The organism is Mycobacterium sp. E2238 (assembly GCF_001672665.1).
Taxonomy (GTDB): Bacteria; Actinomycetota; Actinomycetes; order Mycobacteriales; family Mycobacteriaceae; genus Mycobacterium.
The window spans coordinates 1-20,941 of the sequence record NZ_LZKF01000079.1 but is presented as its reverse complement, the minus strand read 5'-3'; the positions used below and the strand labels follow the sequence as shown (position 1 = coordinate 20,941).

At 68.3% G+C, this 20,941-nt stretch carries 22 protein-coding genes and 2 pseudogenes; 8 read left to right on the top strand and 16 right to left on the bottom strand.

Features of this window, described 5'->3' with window-relative positions:
- Positions 1–2: 2 nt before the first annotated feature.
- A complete protein-coding gene (locus A5711_RS06450) occupies positions 3–569 on the bottom strand; it encodes a TetR/AcrR family transcriptional regulator (RefSeq protein WP_067944793.1) in 567 nt (188 codons plus the stop codon).
- 61 nt (positions 570–630) lie between these two features.
- Here A5711_RS06450 and A5711_RS06445 point away from each other — a divergent pair, with 61 nt between their 5' ends.
- Positions 631–1,524 (top strand): TauD/TfdA family dioxygenase, encoded by an 894-nt coding sequence (locus A5711_RS06445; RefSeq protein ID WP_067944792.1) that lies wholly within the window; start codon positions 631–633, stop codon positions 1,522–1,524.
- Between the two features lie 112 nt (positions 1,525–1,636).
- On the opposite strand, the gene A5711_RS06440 is transcribed toward A5711_RS06445, so the two are convergent.
- From A5711_RS06440 to guaB, 3 genes are read right to left on the bottom strand one after another with little or no spacing between them, the layout of a single operon-like run.
- Positions 1,637–3,373, bottom strand: coding sequence for a GMC oxidoreductase (locus A5711_RS06440; protein WP_067944791.1), 1,737 nt, complete (start codon positions 3,371–3,373; stop codon positions 1,637–1,639).
- A 48-nt stretch (positions 3,374–3,421) separates the two neighbouring features.
- Positions 3,422–4,549: a GuaB3 family IMP dehydrogenase-related protein gene (locus A5711_RS06435; protein ID WP_067944790.1), complete on the bottom strand. Its 1,128-nt coding sequence runs from the start codon at positions 4,547–4,549 to the stop codon at positions 3,422–3,424.
- A 7-nt stretch (positions 4,550–4,556) separates the two neighbouring features.
- On the bottom strand, positions 4,557–6,155 hold the full coding sequence (gene guaB, locus A5711_RS06430; RefSeq protein ID WP_067944789.1) for an IMP dehydrogenase: 1,599 nt from the start codon (positions 6,153–6,155) through the stop codon (positions 4,557–4,559).
- 163 nt (positions 6,156–6,318) lie between these two features.
- Between guaB and A5711_RS06425 the strand changes: the two genes are divergently transcribed.
- Positions 6,319–6,726 (top strand): DUF5319 domain-containing protein, encoded by a 408-nt coding sequence (locus tag A5711_RS06425; RefSeq protein ID WP_046186907.1) that lies wholly within the window; start codon positions 6,319–6,321, stop codon positions 6,724–6,726.
- A gap of 4 nt (positions 6,727–6,730) precedes the next feature.
- Here the strand turns inward: A5711_RS06425 and A5711_RS06420 are convergent, their stop codons facing one another.
- From A5711_RS06420 to A5711_RS06410, 3 genes are all read right to left on the bottom strand, one after another.
- On the bottom strand, positions 6,731–7,495 hold the full coding sequence (locus tag A5711_RS06420) for an anti-sigma-D factor RsdA (protein WP_231987431.1): 765 nt from the start codon (positions 7,493–7,495) through the stop codon (positions 6,731–6,733).
- A complete protein-coding gene (locus A5711_RS06415) occupies positions 7,482–8,057 on the bottom strand; it encodes a sigma-70 family RNA polymerase sigma factor (RefSeq protein ID WP_066945594.1) in 576 nt (191 codons plus the stop codon). Before A5711_RS06415 ends, A5711_RS06420 begins: the two co-directional genes overlap by 14 nt.
- 90 nt (positions 8,058–8,147) lie before the next feature.
- Complete coding sequence (locus A5711_RS06410) at positions 8,148–8,975, bottom strand: hypothetical protein (protein WP_067944787.1); 828 nt, start codon at positions 8,973–8,975, stop codon at positions 8,148–8,150.
- Between the two features lie 354 nt (positions 8,976–9,329).
- Between A5711_RS06410 and A5711_RS06405 the strand changes: the two genes are divergently transcribed.
- The 5 genes from A5711_RS06405 (at position 9,330) to A5711_RS06385 (ending at position 12,431) form a co-directional block, all read left to right on the top strand.
- Positions 9,330–9,638, top strand: coding sequence for a WhiB family transcriptional regulator (locus A5711_RS06405; RefSeq protein ID WP_066907726.1), 309 nt, complete (start codon positions 9,330–9,332; stop codon positions 9,636–9,638).
- A gap of 175 nt (positions 9,639–9,813) precedes the next feature.
- Positions 9,814–10,698 carry a Rieske 2Fe-2S domain-containing protein gene (locus tag A5711_RS06400; protein ID WP_067944786.1) on the top strand — a complete coding sequence of 295 codons (885 nt, stop codon included), beginning with the start codon at positions 9,814–9,816 and terminating at the stop codon, positions 10,696–10,698.
- On the top strand, positions 10,695–11,174 hold the full coding sequence (locus A5711_RS06395; protein WP_067944785.1) for a hemerythrin domain-containing protein: 480 nt from the start codon (positions 10,695–10,697) through the stop codon (positions 11,172–11,174). The genes A5711_RS06400 and A5711_RS06395 overlap by 4 nt, the downstream gene beginning before the upstream one ends.
- Positions 11,175–11,211: 37 nt before the next feature.
- Positions 11,212–11,946, top strand: coding sequence for a superoxide dismutase family protein (locus tag A5711_RS06390; RefSeq protein ID WP_067944784.1), 735 nt, complete (start codon positions 11,212–11,214; stop codon positions 11,944–11,946).
- 83 nt (positions 11,947–12,029) lie between these two features.
- A complete protein-coding gene (locus tag A5711_RS06385; protein ID WP_067944783.1) occupies positions 12,030–12,431 on the top strand; it encodes a hydrogenase in 402 nt (133 codons plus the stop codon).
- Positions 12,432–12,457: 26 nt separating this feature from the next.
- On the opposite strand, the gene A5711_RS06380 is transcribed toward A5711_RS06385, so the two are convergent.
- Positions 12,458–13,678: an FAD-dependent oxidoreductase gene (locus A5711_RS06380; protein WP_067944782.1), complete on the bottom strand. Its 1,221-nt coding sequence runs from the start codon at positions 13,676–13,678 to the stop codon at positions 12,458–12,460.
- Positions 13,679–13,757: 79 nt separating this feature from the next.
- Between A5711_RS06380 and A5711_RS06375 the strand changes: the two genes are divergently transcribed.
- The gene (locus A5711_RS06375; protein ID WP_067944781.1) at positions 13,758–14,558 is read left to right on the top strand and encodes a TetR/AcrR family transcriptional regulator; all 801 of its coding nucleotides are present in this window, start codon (positions 13,758–13,760) and stop codon (positions 14,556–14,558) included.
- Between the two features lie 55 nt (positions 14,559–14,613).
- On the opposite strand, the gene A5711_RS06370 is transcribed toward A5711_RS06375, so the two are convergent.
- From A5711_RS06370 to A5711_RS06335, 8 genes and pseudogenes are all read right to left on the bottom strand, one after another.
- Positions 14,614–15,357: a hypothetical protein gene (locus A5711_RS06370; protein ID WP_231972038.1), complete on the bottom strand. Its 744-nt coding sequence runs from the start codon at positions 15,355–15,357 to the stop codon at positions 14,614–14,616.
- A gap of 40 nt (positions 15,358–15,397) precedes the next feature.
- Complete coding sequence (locus A5711_RS06365; RefSeq protein ID WP_067944802.1) at positions 15,398–16,324, bottom strand: LLM class F420-dependent oxidoreductase; 927 nt, start codon at positions 16,322–16,324, stop codon at positions 15,398–15,400.
- Positions 16,325–16,435: 111 nt separating this feature from the next.
- On the bottom strand, positions 16,436–18,067 hold the full coding sequence (groL, locus tag A5711_RS06360; protein ID WP_067944780.1) for a chaperonin GroEL: 1,632 nt from the start codon (positions 18,065–18,067) through the stop codon (positions 16,436–16,438).
- A 78-nt stretch (positions 18,068–18,145) separates the two neighbouring features.
- A complete protein-coding gene (groES, locus tag A5711_RS06355) occupies positions 18,146–18,448 on the bottom strand; it encodes a co-chaperone GroES (RefSeq protein ID WP_007167930.1) in 303 nt (100 codons plus the stop codon).
- 200 nt (positions 18,449–18,648) lie between these two features.
- Positions 18,649–19,683, bottom strand: coding sequence for a tRNA (adenosine(37)-N6)-threonylcarbamoyltransferase complex transferase subunit TsaD (gene tsaD / locus A5711_RS06350; protein WP_067944779.1), 1,035 nt, complete (start codon positions 19,681–19,683; stop codon positions 18,649–18,651).
- Positions 19,680–20,150: a ribosomal protein S18-alanine N-acetyltransferase gene (gene rimI, locus A5711_RS06345; RefSeq protein ID WP_067944778.1), complete on the bottom strand. Its 471-nt coding sequence runs from the start codon at positions 20,148–20,150 to the stop codon at positions 19,680–19,682. Before rimI ends, tsaD begins: the two co-directional genes overlap by 4 nt.
- Positions 20,147–20,769 (bottom strand): annotated as a pseudogene (gene tsaB, locus A5711_RS06340) (tRNA (adenosine(37)-N6)-threonylcarbamoyltransferase complex dimerization subunit type 1 TsaB). Before tsaB ends, rimI begins: the two are co-directional and overlap by 4 nt.
- A pseudogene (locus A5711_RS06335) lies at positions 20,766–20,941 on the bottom strand (tRNA (adenosine(37)-N6)-threonylcarbamoyltransferase complex ATPase subunit type 1 TsaE); the annotation flags it as partial. The pseudogenes tsaB and A5711_RS06335, both read right to left, overlap by 4 nt.

Here is a 20,941-nt window from a genome sequence, read left to right as displayed (position 1 = left end):
CGTCAGCCGGATTTGAGGATCCGCCCCACCTCGGCGCCCACCGCCTGCCGTACCTCGTCGTCGGTCAGCTCGTCGATCCCGGTCGCCGAGCGCAGGATCGGCGCAAACAGCCGCCAACCGAATTGCAGCGCAAGGGCATTGGCGACGGCCAGGCGCGCGTCGATCTCGTTGTCGTGAAGCGGGCGCACCCAGCCGAGTAGCGTCGCGATGTTGGGGAAGCGCTTCTGCAACTGCCCCGCCGGATACCCGTCGAGCACCGTGCGGGCCATGACCCGCATCTGCCGGTCGAGGGCCCGGTCCAGGACGTCGGCCGGCGCCTCCTCGCTCAGCAGGGCGCTCAGGTTGGCACCGAGGTGATCGAGCACCGCTCCGACCAGATTCTCCTTCGTGCCGAAGTGACGAAACACCAGCCCGTGGTTGACGTTGGATCGCGCGGCGATGTCGCGGATCGACGTCGCGGCCGGGCCGCGTTCGGCGAACAGGTCGGTGGCGGCCTCCAGGATCGCCGCAGCGACCTCGGCCCGCCCGGTGGGCATGTTGGCGCGGCCACTTGCGGAACGTGTAGTCATGTGACTACAGTACTCGATGTAGTCAGTTGACTACACCCCTTTCACACAAGGATTGATGAAAATGATCGGTCAGATAACCGTCACCAAGCTGGGCAGCCGCATCGGCGCGCGGGTGGACGGGGTGCGCCTCGGGGGCGACCTCGACCCGGATGCGATCGAGAAGATCCGCCTGGCGCTGCTGGCCCACAAGGTGATCTTCTTCCGTCACCAGCACCACCTCGATGACCAGCAGCAACTGGCGTTCGCCGGGCTGCTGGGCACGCCGGTCGGCCATCCGGCCGCCGAGGTGCTCGCCGCCAAGAACGCGCCGGTCATCACGCCGATCAACTCCGAATACGGCAAGGCGACCCGCTGGCACACCGACGTCACGTTCGTCGCGAACTATCCGGCGGCGTCGATCCTGCGGGCCGTCAACCTGCCCCGGTATGGCGGGTCGACGCTGTGGGCCAACACCGCGGCCGCCTACGAGCACCTGCCGGAGCCACTCGCCTGGCTCGTCGACGACCTGTGGGCGGTCCACACGAACCGCTATGACTACATCACCGCTGAGGCGATGACCGACGCGCAGCGCGCGTTCCGCCAGGCCTTCGAGAAGCCGGATTTCCGCACGGAGCATCCCGTGGTGCGGGTGCACCCGGAGACCGGTGAGCGCACGCTGCTACTGGGAGATTTCGTGCGCGGGTTCGTTGGCTTGGACAACTACGAATCGACGGTGCTCTTCGATTTGCTGCAACGGCGAATCACCGTACCCGAGAACACCATTCGGTGGAACTGGGCGCCCGGCGACGTGGCCATCTGGGACAACCGGGCCACCCAGCATCGCGCCATCGACGACTACGACGACCAGCCTCGGCTGATGCACCGCGTCACCCTGATGGGCGACGTGCCGTTCAACGTGCACCGGCAACGCAGCCGGGTGGTCAGCGGCGCCCCGCTCGAGGCGATCGCAAGCTAGGCGCAGCCGAGCGCCGCGGGTCGCCGACCGACCAACCAACGAGGCGATCGCAAGCTAGGCGGAGCCGAGCGCCGCGGGTCGCCGACCGACCAACCAACGAGGCGATCGCGAGCTAGCCGGCCGAGGGCACCGGGGTGATCGGCAACCAGCGCAGCGCGCCGGGCGCGGTGGCCGGCACCACCGGGTGCTCCGGGGCGATCGGGTCCAGCCGGCGGTAGGGCTCGCCCTGCGCTGGGCGCCGATCGTTCTCGCCCTTGTTCGGCCACAGCGAGGCGGCCCGTTCGGCCTGCGCGGTGATGGACAGCGACGGGTTGACGCCCAGGTTCGCCGAGATCGCGGCGCCGTCCACCACGAACATCGTGGGGTAGCCGTAGACGCGGTGATAGGGGTCGATCACGCCGTGTTCGGCGTTGTCGCCGATCGCCGCGCCGCCGAGGAAGTGGGCGGTCAGCGGGATGTTGAACAGCTCACCCCAGGTGCCGCCGGCCACCCCGTCGATCTTTTCGGCGATGCGCCGGGTGACCTTGTTCCCGACGGGATTCCAGGCCGGGTTGGGGTCGCCGTGCCCCTGCTTGCTGGTGTACCAGCGGATGCCGAGCTTCCCGCGTTTGGTGTAGGTGGTGATCGAGTTGTCCAGGTGCTGCATGACCAGGGCGATCAGGGTGCGCTCGCTCCACTGATGGACGTTGAGCATCCGCATCATGCGGCGCGGATCCTCGCGGGCCTGGTCGAGCAACTGCTTCCAGCGCGGCGTGTCGGTGCCCTCCGGACCGGTGCCGTCGGTCATCAGCGTCTGCAGCAGCCCCATCGCGTTGGATCCCTTGCCGTAGCGGCAGGGTTCGACGTGGGTGTCGGCGGTGGGGTGGATCGACGACGTGATGGCCACCCCGTGCGTCAGGTCCAGTTTCGGGTCGACCTCGAGCTTCCCGGCGCCGACGATGGACTCGGAGTTGGTGCGGGTCAGCACGCCGAGCCGCTCGGAGAGCCGCGGCAGCTTGCCCTTGTCGCGCATCTTGAACAGCAGATGCTGCGTTCCCCAGGTGCCCGCGGCCAGGATCAGGTGCGTCGCGGTGTACGTGCGCCGGTCCCTGCGCAGCCAGCTTCCCGTGCGCACCGTGCGGACCTCCCACACCCCGTCGGAGCGCTGCTGGAAGCCCTTGACCGTCGTCATCGGAATGACTTGCGCCCCAGCCGATTCGGCGAGGCCGAGGTAGTTCTTCAGCAGCGTGTTCTTGGCGCCGTAGCGACAGCCCGTCATGCAGCAGCCGCATTCCAGGCACCCGGTGCGCTCCGGTCCCGCGCCGCCGAAATAGGGGTCCGGCACGGTCTTGCCGGGGGTCTTGGTGCCGTCGGGGCCGAAGAACACCCCGACCGGGGTGGACACGAAGGTGTCGCCGCAGCCCATCTCGTCGGCGACTTCCTTGAGCACCCGGTCGGCGTCGGTGAAGGTCGGGTTCTTGACCACCCCGAGCATCCGTTTCGCCTGCTCGTAGTGCGGCATCAGCTCGTCGCGCCAGTCGGTGATGTGCGACCACTGCCGGTCTTTGAAGAACGGCTCCGGCGGCACGTAGAGCGTGTTGGCGTAGTTCAGGGAGCCGCCGCCCACCCCGGCGCCGGCCAAAATCAACACGTTCTTCAAAGGGTGGATCCGCTGAATGCCGTAGCAACCCAGCCTCGGCGCCCACAAGAACTTGCGCAGGTCCCAGGACGTCTCGGCGAAGTCCTCGTCGGCGAAGCGCCGCCCGGCCTCCAATACGCCTACGCGGTAGCCCTTTTCGGTCAGCCGGAGCGCGCTGACGCTGCCCCCGAAACCCGAACCGATGATCAGAACGTCGTAATCCGGCCTCATCGCACCAGTATGGCCTTACTCACGGGTAACGAGCCAGTGCCCCCGGCCTCAGCTTCCGACGGTCAGCCCGACCTTCTGGAACTCCTTGAGGTCGCAATAGCCGGCCTTGGCCATCGACCGGCGCAGGCCACCGACCAGGTTCAGCGAACCGAACGGGTCGTCGGAGGGCCCGTTGAGCACCCGCTCCAGCGGTGGGCGCTCGCCCAGCGCGATCTGCAGCAACGCCCCGCGCGGCAGCGACGGGTGCGCCGCCGCGGCCGGCCAGAACCAGCCCTCGCCGAGCGCCTCGGCGGACTCGGCGAGCGGGGTGCCGAGCACCACCGCGTCGGCGCCGCAGGCGATCGCCTTGGCCAGCTCGCCGGAGGTGTGGATGTCGCCGTCGGCCAGTACGTGCACGTAACGACCGCCGGTCTCGTCGAGGTATTCGCGCCGCGCGGCGGCGGCGTCGGCGATGGCGGTCGCCATCGGCACGCTGATGCCCAGCACCTCGTCGCTGGTGGTGACGCCGCGGGTGGAGCCGTAGCCGACGATGACGCCGGCGGCGCCGGTGCGCATCAGGTGCAGCGCGGTGCGGTGGTCGAGCACCCCGCCGGCCACCACCGGCACGTCGAGCTCGGAGATGAAGGTCTTCAGGTTCAGCGGTTCCCCATCGCTGGCCACTCGTTCCGCGGAGACGATGGTGCCCTGGATGACCAGCAGGTCGATGCCGGCCTGCAGCAGCACCGGGGTGAGCGCCTGCGCGTTCTGCGGGCTGACCCGCACCGCCGTGGTCACCCCGGCCTCCCGGATGCGCGCCACCGCGGCCCCCAGCAGGTCGGGGTTCAGCGGGGCGGCGTGCAGTTCCTGCAGCAGCCGGATCGAGGCGGACGGTTCGGGCTCCTTGCTGGCGGCCTCGACGAGCTGGGCGATCTTGCCCTCTACGTCGGCGTGCCTGCCGATCAGGCCCTCGCCGTTGAGCACACCCAGCCCGCCCAGCCGGCCGAGCTCGATGGCGAACTCCGGCGACACCAGCGCGTCGGTCGGGTGGGCCACCACCGGGATCTCGAAGCGGTAGGCGTCCAGCTGCCAGGTTGTCGACACGTCCTGCGACGACCGGGTGCGCCGCGACGGCACGATGCTGACTTCGCTCAGTTCATAGGTGCGACGGGCGTTGCGGCCCATCCCGATTTCGACCATCCCAGCCTCAGCGCGCAAAGTAGTTAGGCGCTTCGACGGTCATGGCGACGTCGTGCGGATGGCTTTCGCGCAGCCCGGCCGAGGTGATCCGGACGAACTGCGCCTGCTGCAGCGCCTCGATCGTGGGCGATCCGGTGTAGCCCATCGCGGCGCGCAGACCGCCGGTGAGCTGATGGATCACCGAGGACAGCGGTCCGCGGAACGGCACCCGGCCCTCGATTCCCTCGGGCACCAGCTTGTCCTCGCTCAACGCGTCGTCGGCGAAGTAACGGTCCTTGGAATACGACTTCGCCCCTCCCCTACCTTGCATGGCGCCCAGGGACCCCATGCCGCGGTAGCTCTTGAACTGCTTGCCGTTGACGAAGATGAGCTCGCCGGGGGCCTCGGCGGTGCCGGCCAGCAGCGAACCCAGCATGGCGGTCGAGGCGCCGGCGGCCAGGGCCTTGGCGATGTCACCGGAATACTGCAGCCCGCCGTCGGCGATCACCGGCACGCCCGCCGGTCCGCAGGCCGCGACGGCCTCCAGAATCGCCGTGATTTGTGGCGCGCCGACCCCGGCCACCACCCGGGTGGTGCAGATCGAGCCCGGCCCCACGCCGACCTTGACCGCGTCGGCGCCGGCGTCGACGAGCGCCAGGGCCGCCGACCGGGTGGCGACGTTCCCGCCGATCACCTCGACCTTTTCGCCCACCTCGGCCTTGAGCTTGCCGACCATGTCGAGCACCAGCCGGTTGTGCGCGTGCGCGGTGTCCACGATCAGGACGTCGGCCCCGGCGTCGACCAGCATCATCGCGCGGACCCAGGCGTCGCCGCCGACGCCCACGGCGGCGCCCACCAGCAGCCGGCCGTCGCTGTCCTTGGTGGCCAGCGGGTGCTGTTCGGTCTTGACGAAGTCCTTGACGGTGATCAGCCCGGTGAGCCGGCCGTGGCCGTCGACGACGGGCAGCTTCTCGATCTTGTTGCGGCGCAACAGGCCCAGCGCCGCGTCGGCGCTGACCCCTTCCTGGGCGGTGATCAGCGGGGCCTTGGTCATCACCTCGGCGACCTTGCGGGTCTGGTCCACCTCGAACCGCATGTCGCGGTTGGTGATGATGCCGACCAGCGCGCCGACGTCGTCGACCACCGGCAGGCCCGAGATCCGGAACCGGGCGCACAGCGCGTCGACCTGCGCCAGGGTGTTGTCCGGCCGGCAGGTGACCGGGTCGGTGACCATGCCGGCCTCCGAGCGCTTGACCATCTCGACCTGTCCGGCCTGCTCGGCGACGGGCAGATTGCGGTGCAGCACACCCATGCCGCCCGCCCGGGCCATGGCGATGGCCATCCGCGACTCGGTGACCGTGTCCATCGCCGAACTGACCAGCGGCACTTTGAGCCTGATCTTCTTGGTGAGTTGGCTGGACGTGTCGGCGGTGGCGGGAACCACGTCGGAGGCGGCGGGCAGCAGCAGGACGTCGTCGAAGGTGAGGCCGAGCATCGCGATCTTGTGCGGGTTGTCACCCCCGGTCGGCACGGGGTCGTCGATCAGTCCCCGAATTTGGGGGTCGCGCACGTAGGGGCTACCGACGAGGTCGGAACTGTCTTCCAGGTGGGACATGCCACGGGTCATCGGTGGGGCCCTCCATACGATGCGGCGCGAGACCCCCATCCTATCGGCTCGCCCGCCGCCCGGACCCCTGCCGGGGGGCGCGCCGCGGACGGCAAACGCCCCGGAAACGACGGGCGGCTTGCCTGCTGGCGTTATCCCGGCCCGGCTGCGTAGGCTAGTGTGCGTGCGCGATCACCTCCCACCGGGTTTGCCGCCCGACCCCTTCGCCGACGACCCCTGCGATCCGTCGGCTGCGCTGGAAGCCGTAGAGCCGGGGCAACCCCTGGACGCCCAAGAGCGGATGGCGGTCGAGGCGGACCTCGCCGACCTGGCTGTTTACGAGGCACTGTTGGCGCACAAGGGGATTCGCGGACTCGTGGTGTGCTGCGACGAATGTCAGCAGGATCACTACCACGACTGGGACATGCTCCGCGCGAACTTGTTGCAGCTGCTGATCGACGGCACCGTCCGCCCGCACGAGCCCGCCTACGACCCCGAGCCGGACGCCTATGTCACGTGGGATTACTGCCGGGGATACGCCGACGCGTCGCTCAACGAGGCCACCTCGGACGCGGACGGGTACCGCCGCTAGACCGCTAGGGATTGTTCGGCGTCACCGCCGGCGGCGTCGACGTCTGCCCGTGGTGCCGGTGCTTGCTCCACGACTGACTCGGCGACGGCGTGACTGACGGGATCGGCGAAGCTTCGGAGGGCGTGCTGGCCGCCGTCGGAGCCGCGGTGGTCGGGGTCGACCACGCCGAAGGCGTGTTCGCCGGGAGCGGCAGCGTCGCATTCGGGTTGCGCGATTGAACCCTGACATTCAACAGCTTCAGCTGATTCGTCAGCTCCTGTTTGCTGGCCGGGTCCTCGATCGACTGGACCAAGCTACTCACCTCGGTGAGCTGATTCTGCGCCTGGTCCCATTGGCCCCGGTCGATCGACTCCTGCACCTTGGCCAGGTCGGCCCGGGCGGACAGCAAGGCCTGATGCTTTTCGTTGACGCGCGGCTGATCGAAGAACATCGCGTGCAGCCCGTGCAGCGGGGTCCCCGGACGCGCCTCGACCACCATCGCGCCGAAGCCGCTCATCACCAGCAGCGCCGCGGCGACCGATCCGATCGTCGCCAGGCCGCGCCGGCCGCGGCGACGGTCGGCCAGGCCGGTGCGCAGGGCGTCGACGGCCTCCTCGGCCGACACCAGCGCGCTGGCCGGTGGCCACCGCAGGTTGTCGCGCCAGTCCTCCAGCAGCGTGGCCATCGCGTCGATGTCGGGGTCGCCGACGTGCACCGGCCGCCGCTCGGCGAGCGCGTCGAGAAGCAGGTCGGTGCGGGCGAATTCGTCCAGGGGTTCAGGCACAGTCACCTGCCGCGATCATTTCGGACTTCAGCCGGGACAGCGCACGGTGCTGGGCTACCCGGACCGCTCCCGTGGTGCTGCCGACGGCGGACGCGGTCTCCTCGGCGGACAAGCCGACGACGACACGCAGGATCAGGATCTCGCGCTGCTTGGCGGGCAGGATTTCGAGCAGTTCGCTCATCCGGCTGACCGAATCGGCTTCGATGGCCCGCTGTTCGGGACCCGCGTCGGACGACCAACGCTCGGGGATGACCTCGGTCGGATAGGACAGATCACGGCCGGCGGCCCGATGGGCGTCCGCGACCTTGTGCGCCGCGATGCCGTACAGGAAGGCGAGAAAGGGACGCCCTCGGTCCCGGTAGCGCGGCAGCGCCGTGATAGTCGCCAAGCACACCTCCTGTGCCACGTCATCCGCTGACAGCCCACCCCGCTCGACTGTCCCGACTCGCGCGCGGCAATAGCGCACGACAATCGGACGGATGGTCTCCAGCACCTCCCGTAGTGCGTTACTGTCCCCCGCCACGGCCTTGGCAACCACAGCGTCGAGACGATCCCCTTGAATTGTCATCGACGGCGGTATCTCCAACGTTACGAACCGGACACATCGCGAACTAGCCGGGCTAACTTACGAAATGACAATAACGGCCCGGAGGCCATTTCAAGCGGAACGCCACGTCGCACCGGCGCGCCGCACTTGGCCTGCGCAGACATCGCGAATTTCGTGCAGCTGTTGTGTCGAAACGGTGACGCTACCGAGATCAATCAGCAAGCACGCCAACGCCCAACGAAGCGGGACCAGCCCGAGCCGGCCGGTGGCGTCCAGCGCCGCCTCCGCCACCGCCCGCGCGCGCTCGACGTCCCCGGCGCTGCACAGGGCCGCCGCCAGCACCACCTCGCTCTTGACCGCGTGCCGCGCCGACGGGACGGCCATGGCACCCGCCAGCTCCACCGCTTCGTTCGCATGGCGGACGGCGGTTTCGCCGTCGCCGCGGGCCATCGCCAGCTCGGCGGCGACCCACCCGCGCCGCACCGGCTGCCGCTCGGGCACCGGCCCGGCATCCAGCTCGGAGTCCGCGCGGCCCAACAACGCCGCCGCCGCCGCGAAGCGACCGACACCCAGCGCGTCGGCGGCCAGCCCGATCAGAGCGTCGACCCGCGCCTCGGCGGACCCGTCGTCCCTGCCGGCCAGCGCGAGTGCGCGCCCATCCCACCCGCGTGCCAGCGTGTGCCAACCGAGTTGGCGCAGGAAGGATCCCTGCGTGCTGTGGGCCAGGGACGCCAGCCGGCCGGCGGGGGCTTCGCGCCGCAGCGCCGCCAAATCCCGGTACGCGCTGCCGTAGCGGCCCTGCCCGCCCGCCGCGACGGCGCGCAGCCATAGGCCCTCCGGCGTGACCGCGGTCGGCAGCGGCCAAGTACCGGGCCGGTCGCCGAAGGCGGCGGCGTGCAACTCTCCGCCAATCACGGAAGTGTGACGAGTTTCAATCACGACGATAGGAGTAAACAGTTTGTGCTGTTCGCGTTACCGAACTGTTAATCACAATAGGTCCTGTACTAATCGTGGCCGGCCCCGCACAGGCCCGTGAGCTGGGAAATTTCGTTTCGGTCAACTGCCTGGTAGCACGGTGCGTGTTTCGACAATGGGTGGCAGATGAACGCGGCGTTAATTCTTTTATAACCATTACATACTTTGTCGGGCTAAGTGGCTATTGACGCAAATTCACCGCCCGCCCTAACGTCTACGCATGACGGGTAGTCATCGGTGACGCCACTTCAATTCAGTTGCACAATCGCTTCGCGAACCTGACCTTACTGGGCGTGCCGTGCAGAGAGGGAAACACCAATGCCACAGCCGGAGCAGCTACCTGGACCCAACGCCGACATCTGGAACTGGCAATTGCAGGGCTTGTGCCGCGGCGTTGACTCGTCGATGTTCTTTCATCCCGACGGTGAGCGCGGCCGGGCCCGCATGCAGCGCGAGCAGCGCGCCAAAGAAATGTGCCGCCAGTGCCCGGTAATTCAGGAGTGCCGTTCCCACGCGCTCGAAGTCGGTGAGCCCTACGGGGTTTGGGGCGGCTTGTCCGAATCGGAGCGCGACATGTTGCTGAAGGGCGACATCGGCCGCACGCGCGGCATCCGCCGCTCGGCCTAGCGGTTCATCAATCGTCACAAGGGGCAGCACACCTTTCGCACGACGCGGTTGAACGATTCGCCGTCCCGGTCCGTGTATCAGTCATGGGCTTGGCCGCGGCTGGCTGAATCCAATTTCGGGCGTTCCGTCGTGCAGAGGAGCCCGCGTCGGTTCGCTCACGCGCACAGGAGGTGCCGTGAAGCAACGATTACTCGCAGCAGTGACCGCCCTGGGACGACAGGAATGGCTGGACCGGCCGAGCTACCGCCTCGAGCACGCCCTGACGCTTCTCTTCGCGGCCATGGGCCGACATCGTGACCGGGTCAGCAATGCGCTGCACGGCACCTGGCTCGGCCATCCGCTGCATCCCGCGCTGACGTCGGTGCCGACGGGAGCGGTCACGACGACGGTCGCGATGGATGCGGCTTCCATGCTCTCGGGAAGTGGCGCGCAATGGCGCGACGCGTCGAGGTTCGCGTTGGGTGTCGGCCTCGCCGGGAGCGTCGGGGCGGCCGCGACCGGTTTGACGGACTGGCAACACACGCATGAGCAATCGCGACGGGTCGGCGTTGTCCATGGCTTGCTGAACGGGGTCGCGACGAGCCTGTACGCGTTGTCGTGGCGGGACCGCCGCAACGGTCGCCATCGGCGCGGGATGGCTTGCAGCGCGCTTGGCTACGGCATCACCCTGAGTAGCGGCTATCTGGGCGGAGCTCTGGTATACGGATCGGGAGCCGGGGTGGACCGCTCGGGCGCTCGGCTCAGTGGCGCCCGCTGGACGCCGGTGTTGCCGGCAACGGCCCTGGACGGCCAGCCGCAGCGGGTCGAGGTGGACGGCATCGGCCTGGTTCTCTACCGCACCGACGACCAAGTCCTGGCCGTCGGTGCGCGCTGCCCCCACCTCGGTGCGCCGATGGACGACGGCTGGATCGATCGCGGTCGCATCGTTTGTCCGTGGCATGGCTCCCGCTTCGCCTGCGAATCGGGGGAAGTGCTGCGCGGACCGGCGACAGCAACACTGCCGCGTTACCCGGTCCGGATCCGCGACGGATTTGTGGAGGTGCGGGGAGGGGTGCAATGAATGCCTACGAAGTGCTTTTCGAACACCACAGGGTCTTGCGGGGGCTGTGCGAGACGATCACCGCGCTACCCCCGGATTGCGACGAACGCCACGACGCCCTCGACGAGTTGTTGATCGAGCTCGACATCCACATGCGGATCGAGGACGACCTGTTCTATCCGGCGGTGTCGGAGGCCAGCACGCTGGTGGCCATCGCCCACGCGGAGCATCGCCAGGTCTGGGATCAGCTGGCGGTGCTACTTCGGACCCCGCCGACCGTGCCGCAATACGAGGGCGAGTGGCACTCGTTCGTCACGGTCCTGGACGCCCACGCCTGCGAAGAGGAACGCGATTTGTGCCCGCCCCCAACAGATTTGAGCGCCGAGATGCTCGATGCACTCGGAGATCGAATGGTCGAGCGCATCACCCGGTTGCGTCGATCCACCCTCAATAAGCTTCGCGTCCGAGGCCGCGCCGCCCTGTTGAGTTCGCTTTAGTCGTTTGGACCGCGACCAATCGGGGTACGACCGGCCCATGAATAAGGGCGTATCCTTCGCGGCCGTGGCGCTTGCCGCCACCATCGCACCGTTGGCAGCATGCTCAAACCAGCAAGGTGGCCAATCCGCCACGTCGACGTCCTCCAGCGCGCCCCCCGGCACCGAGCGGATGACCACGCAGTTGAAGAGCGCCGACGGAAACCAGGTCGGCACCGCCACCATCGATTTCGCGAACGGGTACGCGACCGTGACCGTGGAAGCCGGGCCAAACCAAGTCCTGAGCCCGGGTTTTCACGCGCTCATGGTTCACGGGGTCGGCAAATGCGAGGGAGACTTCGAGTCCGCGGGATCGGTCTACCAGGCGCAGGGTCACACCGGCTTTCCGGCCAGCGGCGACCTGACCGCGTTGCAGGTGCGCAACGACGGCTCGGCGAAACTCGTCACGACCACCAGCTTGCTCACCGCCTCGGACCTGCGGAACAGCTCGGGCACCGCGCTGATCGTCCACCAGAACGCGGACAACCTGAGCGGGGCTTCGACCGGTGAGTCGGGCAAGCGGGTGGCCTGCGGTGTGCTCGCCGCGGCGTCCGCGACGACGACGTCGTCGTCCTCGACGACGACCAGCGTCACGACGATCACGACGACGACCGAAGTGCCGCCGCCGTCCACCAGCACGAGCACCGTCACCGTCACCAGCAGCCCGGCGTACACGTCCACGCCGATTACAACTGTGACGACGACTCCGCCCAGCCTTCCGCCCGGAACCCGCTGACACATAAACCTCTGCGACGACTCGCCGAGACGCCCGCGGTGGTTTATGCCTTGAGAGCAGCCGAACGCTCCTAGTCTTCTGACATGCAGACGGTGCTCTTCACGCTCGGCTTGGTCCTTTTTCTCATCGGCCTGCTCACCGGATTCGCCATCCCGGCACTGAAGAACCCGCGGATGGCGCTGTCGAGCCACCTCGAGGCCGTCCTCAACGGGATGTTCCTCGTGCTACTCGGCCTGCTGTGGCCACACATCCACCTGCCCAACGCCTGGGGGATCACGGCGGTCGTACTGATCGTGTACTCCGCCTACACGAACTGGCTGGCGACCCTGCTCGCGTCGGCGTGGGGCGCCGGGCGCCGACTCGCGCCGATCGCGGCGGCCGATCACGAGACCTCGCCGGCAAAGGAACGGATCGTGAGCTTTCTGCTGGTGTCACTCGCGGTGGCAATCGTGGTGGGCGTGGGCATCGTCATCGCGGGGCTCTGACGCGGGGAAGCCCCCTTCGGCTTCGATTACCGCCCCTGCCCCGCGCCGTGTACGTCGGGAGTGCGGACATGCTCGGGGCGGAAGCCGCGCCCGACGAAAACCGGTGGAATCGCCTGCAGCGGGCCCCAGCCCACGATCTTCGGAACGCGGATCGGGGACAGGTCCCCGCTCAGGTTGGGCGCGACCGCCCTGTCCTGAATCAACACCTGAAAAGCCTGAACGATCCGGGCGGGCAGCTCCCGTCGGCGCTGCACCTTCGCGAGATCGGCGTCGGTTAACCGACCTTCGCGCAGCGGGGTGAACAGAATGTTGGCAGCGGCCACCGCGTCGGCGATCGCGAGGTTGATGCCGACCCCACCGGCCGGCGACATGGCATGTGCGGCGTCGCCAATGCAGAGCAGTCCCGTACGCCACCATGTCTCGAGACGGTCCACCCGCACATCGAGCTCGCTGGTGTCGTCCCACGAGCTCAAGTCGTTGACGCGGTCACGAAGCCGCGGCTGCGCGGTGACGATCCGTTCCTTGAACTCCTCCAATGATCCGCCGCGAGGGTTCGAACCCTTGGGCATCAGGTAGGCGACCTGCCAGTAATCACCCCGGTAGATCATGGCCATCATCAGGCCCTTACGGAGCACCGCGAACAACTCCTCGGGGTCGCCGGGGCGCCATTTCAGTCGGAACCACAGCACGTCCATCGGCGAGTGCGCCGCCGCGGTCCGCAGGCCCGCCGCGGCACGCACGGCGGACTTGCGCCCGTCGGCGGCCACCACCAGATCGGCCCGCACCTCCAATTCCGGCGTGCGCACCCCGACCACCCGATCGCCATCGAAGATCAGGTCGGTGACTTCGGCATTGCGGACCAAGGTGAATTCCGGGTAGGCAGAAGCCTTTTCAGCGATGAAGTCGAGGAAGTCCCACTGCGGCATCATTGCGATATAGGGCTGCTTGAAGCCGAGTCGTCTGAGCACGCTGAAGTTGCCGAAGGTGCGAATCGAGCCGTCGGTGTCGAAGGCGACACGGTCGATCTTGGTGTGCGGTAGGCGGAGGAACTCGTCGATGAACCCCAGCTCGTCCATGATCCGCAGGGTGGTCGGGTGCACGGTGTCACCGCGGAAGTCGCGCAGGAAGTCGTTGTGCTTTTCCAGGACAACGACCGGGATGCCAGCGCGGGCGAGCAGGAGCGCGTGCACGAGGCCGGCCGGCCCGCCGCCGGCGACGCAGACCCGGGTCTGAAGAACTCGCGTCATGTACGGACACTCCTAAGGGAGTATGAAATACAATTGCAGCATACATAAGGTAACGTATCACAGCGGCGGAGGAGGCGGAATGGTCCGACCGGTGTCGACACCACAAGTGGTGGACGCCGCACTCCGCGCCGCGGAAAAGCTGGGCAAGGACGTCGCCGACGTTTCCGTCGCGACGATTGCCACGGAGGCCGGGATCTCGCGCAGCACCCTGCTGCGGCGCTTCGGCGGCTCACGCACCGCCCTGGATGAAGCCGTTCGTGCTGCGGGAGTGGACCCCGGCGGCCTGCCGCCCGTCCGCACCCGGGCGGTCGCCGCCGCAGCGGCATTGATCAGCGAATCCGGGCTTGCCGCAGCGACATTAGAGGCCGTTGCCGGCCGCGCAGGTTGCTCCGTCTACAGCCTCCATGCCGCCTTCGGTGGGCGCGACGAATTGGTGCGGGCGGTTTTCGAGCGCCACAGCCCCATCCAGGACATCGAGGAATACCTCGCGCGCGCCAGCGGTGACCTGCCCGACATGGTGCGCGGTTTCTACCGCACCCTGGCGGACGCGCTGAGCCGCGAACCCCGGGTTGCCCCAGCCATATTCGCCGAAGCCTTCGCACGGCCGACCAGTCCCGCCGTGCAATCCCTCGCGGCCTACGGCCCGCCGCGCATGCTCGGGATACTCGGTCTTTGGTTCGAAGCCGAGATCCGCGCCGGACACATGCGTGACCTGCCCGTGCCACTGCTGGCCCAACAACTGTTGGGACCCATCGCGATCCATCTGCTCACGCGGCCGGCCCTACCGAATGTGCCCGCCTGGACGCTGCCCGACATCGACACCGTCTGCGACATGTTCGCCGACGCCTTCGTGCGTGCCGTCGGGACCGACGACCGCTGACTACTGATTAGCAGCATCCCCGATGCCGACCGTGGGGGCCATGCGCGGAAACCGGTTACCCGTGCGCGAATTCAGCGAGCTTGGCATTGACCGCCGCAGAATCTGGTCCCGCGTACAACTTCGGATCGCGTTTCTTGACCCATACGAAGAACGGGCAGCTGGCCGCCGGACCGTCCACCGATCCCAGTTGTGCGATGCGCTTGCCGGTCTTCGCCTCGCGGAGTTCCAAGTCGTACTGCACGGTGTACAAGTCGACGGCGATATGTTCGCCCGCGTCCGTCTTGAGGTCGCAGGTGCGTGACTTCGCCTCGGTTCCGGGTTTGCGAGTAAGGCAGGCAACAACATTCGTCGACTGGAAGTTGTTGTCAGTCGGCCCGTAGTCGGCACGGGAATCCAGTGTGACCTGTCGCCAGTGCATCGATGTCAGTTCGCGCATCGGGTCCGGCTCGTCATACGGGGCGAACGCGACGATCTTGTACGGCTTCTGGTACGTGGCGGCGTTACTGATCGATCCGCGATCGCACACCACATCGAAGTCCGAGAGCGAGGTGGCCTTCTTGCTTTCGCCGCGGCCGTCGCGCGCCATGTCCTGGATCAGGAAGAACCCGACCAACGCCACCGGTACCAGAACGACGATCGCGGCGATCGCAAGCACGACGATCAGCAGGACATTGGTCTTGCGCGGCGCAGGCGCCGGGGGCGGGTACGACGGCGGCGGGTACGGCGGCGGCCACTGCTGGGGGTATTGCGGTGGTTGCGGCGGCCACTGCTGCGGGTAGCTCACGCTGGTGCCCCCCACGTCATGGTGGGCCAGCTTAGCAATCGACGCGGGCCACGCGTCAGCGCGCGTCGACCAGCGGCCTGAGCGCCTCGCCCACTGCTGTGATGACACCGGGCGTGTAGCGGTGGGTCGGCAGGTTGATGATCACGCCGTCGATTCCCACGCCGATGACCCGACGTTTGATCTCGTCGGCGATCTGATCGACGGTCCCGGTGACCGCCCGGCCGCCGCGGGCCTCGCCGATGTCGCTGGACGCGCCGAAGCCGTCGACCACGACGGTCAGCAACGAGCTGGTCTCCAAAGTCGCTGGATCGCGGTCGATTTCGGCGCAGCGCTGGCGCAGCACGTCGAGCTTGGCGGGCAGCTGATCGATGTCGGCGATGATGTTGAGGTGGTCGGCGTACCGGGCGGCCAACCGGAACGTCTTCTTCTCGCCGCTGCCACCGAGCATGACCGGGATGTGGTCGCGGTAGCGGGGTTCGTTGATCGCGCTCTCGGTGCGATACCACTTGCCCGAGAAGGTGGGGCGCTCACCGTGCAACATTCCGGCGATGATCTGCAGCGCCTCCTCGAGCTTTTCGAACCGCTCGGTGAAGGTGTCGAACTCGAAGCCCAGCTGCCGATGCTCCAGTTCAAACCAGCCCGCGCCGATGCCGAGGATCGCTCGCCCTGCGCTGACGACGTCCAGCGTGGTGATCGCCTTCGCGAGCAGGGTCGGGTTGCGATAGGTATTGCCGGTCACCAGGGTCGACAACTGCACCCGCTCGACAGAGGTGGCCAAGGCGCCCAGCGCGGTATAGGCCTCCAGCATGGGCTCGTCGGGTTCACCCAGCCCCGGCAATTGGTAGAAGTGGTCCATTAAGAGCACGGTGTCGAATCCAGCGCTCTCGGCCTCGCGGGCCTGGGCCTGAACGGCGGGAAACAATTCGGCGACTGGTGTGCCGTAGGAGAAGTTCGGGATCTGCAGTCCGAGACGAATAGTCATGCTCATGTGCAACGCGGTCGGTTGTCCGTTGCATTCCGCGCCCGAAGCCGCAGACCTCAAACATGCAAACACCCCCGGCCGCAGGGCCGGGGGTGTTTACGTCTCGCCTACTCAGTGGTGGTGGTGATGCCCGTGGCCGTGGCCATGGCCGTGGTCATCGTGGTCGTCGGCGGGCTTGTCGACCACCGCGGTCTCGGTGGTCAGCACCATGCGTGCCACCGACGCCGCGTTGAGCACCGCGGACCGCGTGACCTTGACCGGGTCGATGACACCGTCGGCAATCAGGTCGCCGTACTCCAGCGTCGCGGCGTTCAGGCCGTGCCCGGCCGGCAACTCGCCGACCTTGTTGACCGCGACCGCACCGTCCAGGCCGGCGTTGGTGGCGATCCAATACAGCGGGGCCGCAAGCGCCTCGGCGAACACGTCGACGCCCGTCGCCTGGTCGCCGGACAGCGACCCGCGCAACTCCTTCAGCGCGCTGCGCGCCCCGATGAGCGCCGACCCGCCGCCCGCGACGATGCCCTCCTCGACGGCGGCCTTGGCCGCCGCGACGGCGTCCTCGACGCTTTCCTTGCGTTCCTTGAGCGCGGTCTCGGTGGCGGCACCGACCTTGAGCACCGCAACGCCGCCGGCCAGCTTGGCCAGCCGCTCCTGCAGCTTCTCGCGGTCCCAGTCGGAATCGCTCTTCTCAATCTCGGCGCGCAGCTGCTTGATCCGGTCGGCAACCGCATCCTTCGAGCCGCCCCCGTCGACGATGATGGTGTCGTCCTTGCTGACCACCACGCGGCGGGCCGAGCCCAGCACATCGGTGCCGACCTCGCGCAGCAGCAGGCCCGCGTCGGGGTTGATCACCTGGCCGCCGGTAACCACCGCGAGGTCCTCGAGGAACGCCTTGCGCCGGTCGCCGAAGAACGGCGCCTTCACCGCAACCGCCCTGAGCGTCTTACGAATCGAGTTGACCACCAGCGTCGCCAGTGCCTCGCCCTCGACGTCCTCGGCGATGATCAGCAGCGGCTTCCCCGACTCGGCGACCTTCTCCAGCATGGGCAGCAGATCGGGCAGCGAGCTGATCTTCTCCTGGTGCAGCAGGATGACCGGGTCGTCGAGCACGGCTTCCTGCGAATCGAAGTCGGTGACGAAATACGCCGACAGGAAACCCTTGTCGAAACCGACGCCCTCGGTGAACTCCAGCTCGGTGCTCAGCGTGGAGGATTCTTCGACGCTGACCACGCCGTCGGTGCCGACCTTGGTCATCGCCTCGCCGACCAGCTCGCCGAGCTGTTGGTCACGCGACGACACCGTCGCCACCTGAGCGATCGCTTCCTTGCCGGACACCGGGGTGGCCGCCGCCAGCAGCGCCTCGGACGCCGCGTCGGCCGCCTTGGAGATTCCCACGCCGAGCTCAATGGGGTTGGCGCCGGCCGCAACCAGGCGCAGGCCACCCTTGACCAGCGCCTGCGCCAGCACGGTCGCGGTCGTGGTGCCGTCACCCGCCACGTCGTTGGTCTTGGTGGCCACCGACTTCACCAGCTGCGCACCCAAGTTCTCGAATGGGTCTTCCAGGTCGATCTCGCGCGCGACGGTCACGCCGTCGTTGGTGACCGCGGGCCCGCCGAATGCCTTGGCCAGCACCACATGCCGGCCGCGCGGCCCCAGCGTCACGCGGACCGCGTCGGCCAGCGCGTTGACACCGGCCTCGATCGCGCGGCGCGCGGTCTCGTCGTACTCAATAACCTTGCTCATCAGGCTCCTCACTAACGCATGCCGCCCCGGAAATCACCCGCGGCCATGCGCGGGGATCGCCGGGGCGGGACACGATGCTTACTTCGATACGACGGCCAGCACGTCACGCGCCGACAGGATCAGGTACTCCTCGCCGTTGTACTTGATCTCGGTGCCGCCGTACTTGCTGTAGATGACGGTGTCGCCTTCCGAGACGTCGAGCGGGATCCGCTTTTCGCCGTCCTCGTCCCAGCGGCCGGGACCGACTGCGACGACGGTGCCTTCTTGCGGCTTCTCCTTGGCGGTGTCAGGAATGACCAGACCGGACGCGGTCGTGGTCTCGGCCTCGTTGGCCTGCACGAGAATCTTGTCCTCGAGTGGCTTGATGTTCACCTTCGCCACGATGGGAGCCCTCCACTAGTTAGATCGGGTCCGGGGCGGGTGCCCCGGAATTATCAAGGGATTCGGCAGTCGTCCGAGCCCGGGCGCCGTCGTCGCGGGTGCCGGCACAGGGTTTGGCCGATTGCCACCTAGCACTCTATACACGAGAGTGCTAGCACTCAAGGGCGCCCCGGTGCGTCCGCGATGTTCGCTACGGGCGATCAGCTGACCTGGGCTTTTATCACCGGCAACCCCGCGTCGGTGGGCGCGTCCAGCGGGGACGGCGCCGCACCGGCGGCCACCAGGTGCGCGGCGAAGGAAGCGATCATCGCCCCGTTGTCGGTGCAGAGCCGGGGCCTGGGGATCCGCAGCGTCAGCCCGGCCGACGCGCACCGCTGTTCCGCCAGCTCCCGCAGCCGCGAATTGGCGGCCACTCCCCCGGCGATCAGCAGCGTCGAGACGCCGAGCCCGGTCGCCGCGCGCACCGCCTTCATGGTCAGTACGTCGGCGACGGCCTCCTGAAAACCTGCGGCGACATCGGCGTTCACCGCGTCCGGGTGGCTCTCCAGGTAGCGGGCGACGGCCGTCTTGAGCCCCGAGAAGCTGAAGGCGTACGGGTCGTCACGCGGTCCTGTCATGCCGCGCGGGAAGGTGATGGCGTCGCGGTCACCGGTGCGGGCCAGGTCGTCGAGCACCTTGCCGCCGGGATAGCCCAGCCCGAGCAGCCGCGCCACCTTGTCGTAGGCCTCGCCGGCGGCGTCGTCGACGGTGCTGCCCAACTCGACGATCGGTTCGCCCAGGGAGCGCACATGCAGGAGGTGGGTGTGGCCGCCCGACACCAGCAGCGCCACGCACTCGGGGAGCGGCCCATGTTCGTAGACGTCGGCCGCCAGGTGCCCGCCAAGGTGGTTGACCGCGTAGAACGGGACCCCCCACGCGGCCGAATACGCCTTGGCCGCAGCCACTCCCACCAGCAGGGCGCCGGCCAGACCCGGCCCGATCGTGGCCGCAACAATGTCGGGCTTCTCCAGCCCGGCCGTGGCCAGCGCGCGGCGCATGGTGGGGCCGAGCGCCTCCAGGTGCGCCCGCGACGCGATCTCGGGGACCACGCCGCCGAAGCGGACGTGTTCGTCGACGCTGGACGCCACCTCGTCCGCCAACAGCGTCACGGTGGCCTCGGAACCGGTGCCGTCGAGCCGCGCGATGCCGACTCCCGTTTCGTCGCAGGAGGTTTCGATGGCCAGGATGGTCTTCACGGGCGGGCCCCCCTGCGCATTGTGTACGCATCGGCGCCGCTCGCGCGGTAGTAGCGCCGGCGCAGGCCGATCTGCTCGAATCCCACGCTGCGGTACAGCGCGATGGCCGCCTCGTTGTCGGTGCGCACCTCGAGGAAGACCACGCCGCCGTCGGCGAAGACCAGCAGCTCGTCGAGCAACCGGCGGCCGATCCCCTGGCCCTGATAGGCGGGGTCCACGCCGATGGTGTGGACCTCGTACTCGAACGGCGGGGTGCGGCCCAGCCGCGAGATGCCGGCGTACCCGACGAGCTTGCCACCGGCCCGGGCACCGACGTAATGGTTGTGCGGGCTGGCCAACTCCCGATTGAACGCCGCCGCGGGCCAGGGGTCGTCACCGTCGAACAGCTGACGTTCGAGCTCGGCGCAGCGCGCCGCGTCGGCGGGGACCAGGGCGCCGAGCGTCACGGGCTCGCCCAGGGCGGTCATCCGCGCGCCGCCATCGGTTTGGCGTCGGGGCGGCGCAGATACAGCGCCACCAAGGGCAGCGGGCGCTGCGACCAATCGGGCACCGCGGCGACGAGCCCGGCCGGTGTGGGATAGATCGGCCCGCGGTGGGGCAGGTCGACAGCGCCGCGTGCTCCTTCGAGCCGGCCACCGCCCGCGCTGCGCCCGGGTCGACGTCGGCGGGGGCGTTGACCCCCGGGCCCTCCATCCGAAACCCGTCACGGTAACGGGCCCAATAGATTTCGCGCCGACGGGCGTCGGTGACCACCAACGTCTCACCGGTGGTGCGCGCGCCGATGGCGTCCAGGCTGCACACCCCGCGCACCGGGATGCCCAGGGCATGCCCGTAGGCGGCCGCGGTCGCCATCCCGGCCCGCAGTCCGGTGAACGGGCCGGGGCCGCAGCCCACCACGACGGCATCGAGGTCGGCCATCGTCAGCCCGGCGTCGGCGAGGGCGTCCAGCACGTTCGGGGTGAGCCGTTCGGCGTGCGCGCGGGCGTCGACGGTGACCCGCTCGGCCAGCACGGTCAGGTCGTCGCGGCGCACGATCCCGGCGGTGACCGCCGGTGTGGAGGTGTCGAGGGCAAGCAGAAGGCTCATGAACGCACCCACTGCCACGAAGCGATCCGCACGTCGGATCCGCTGAGGCGTTCCAGCCGAATGTCGAGGTGCCGCTCGGCGAGGCGTTCGACGAGGCCCTCGCCCCACTCCACGACCACGACCGCATCGTCGAGATCGGTGTCCAGGTCCAGCGAGTCGAGCTCGCCCATGA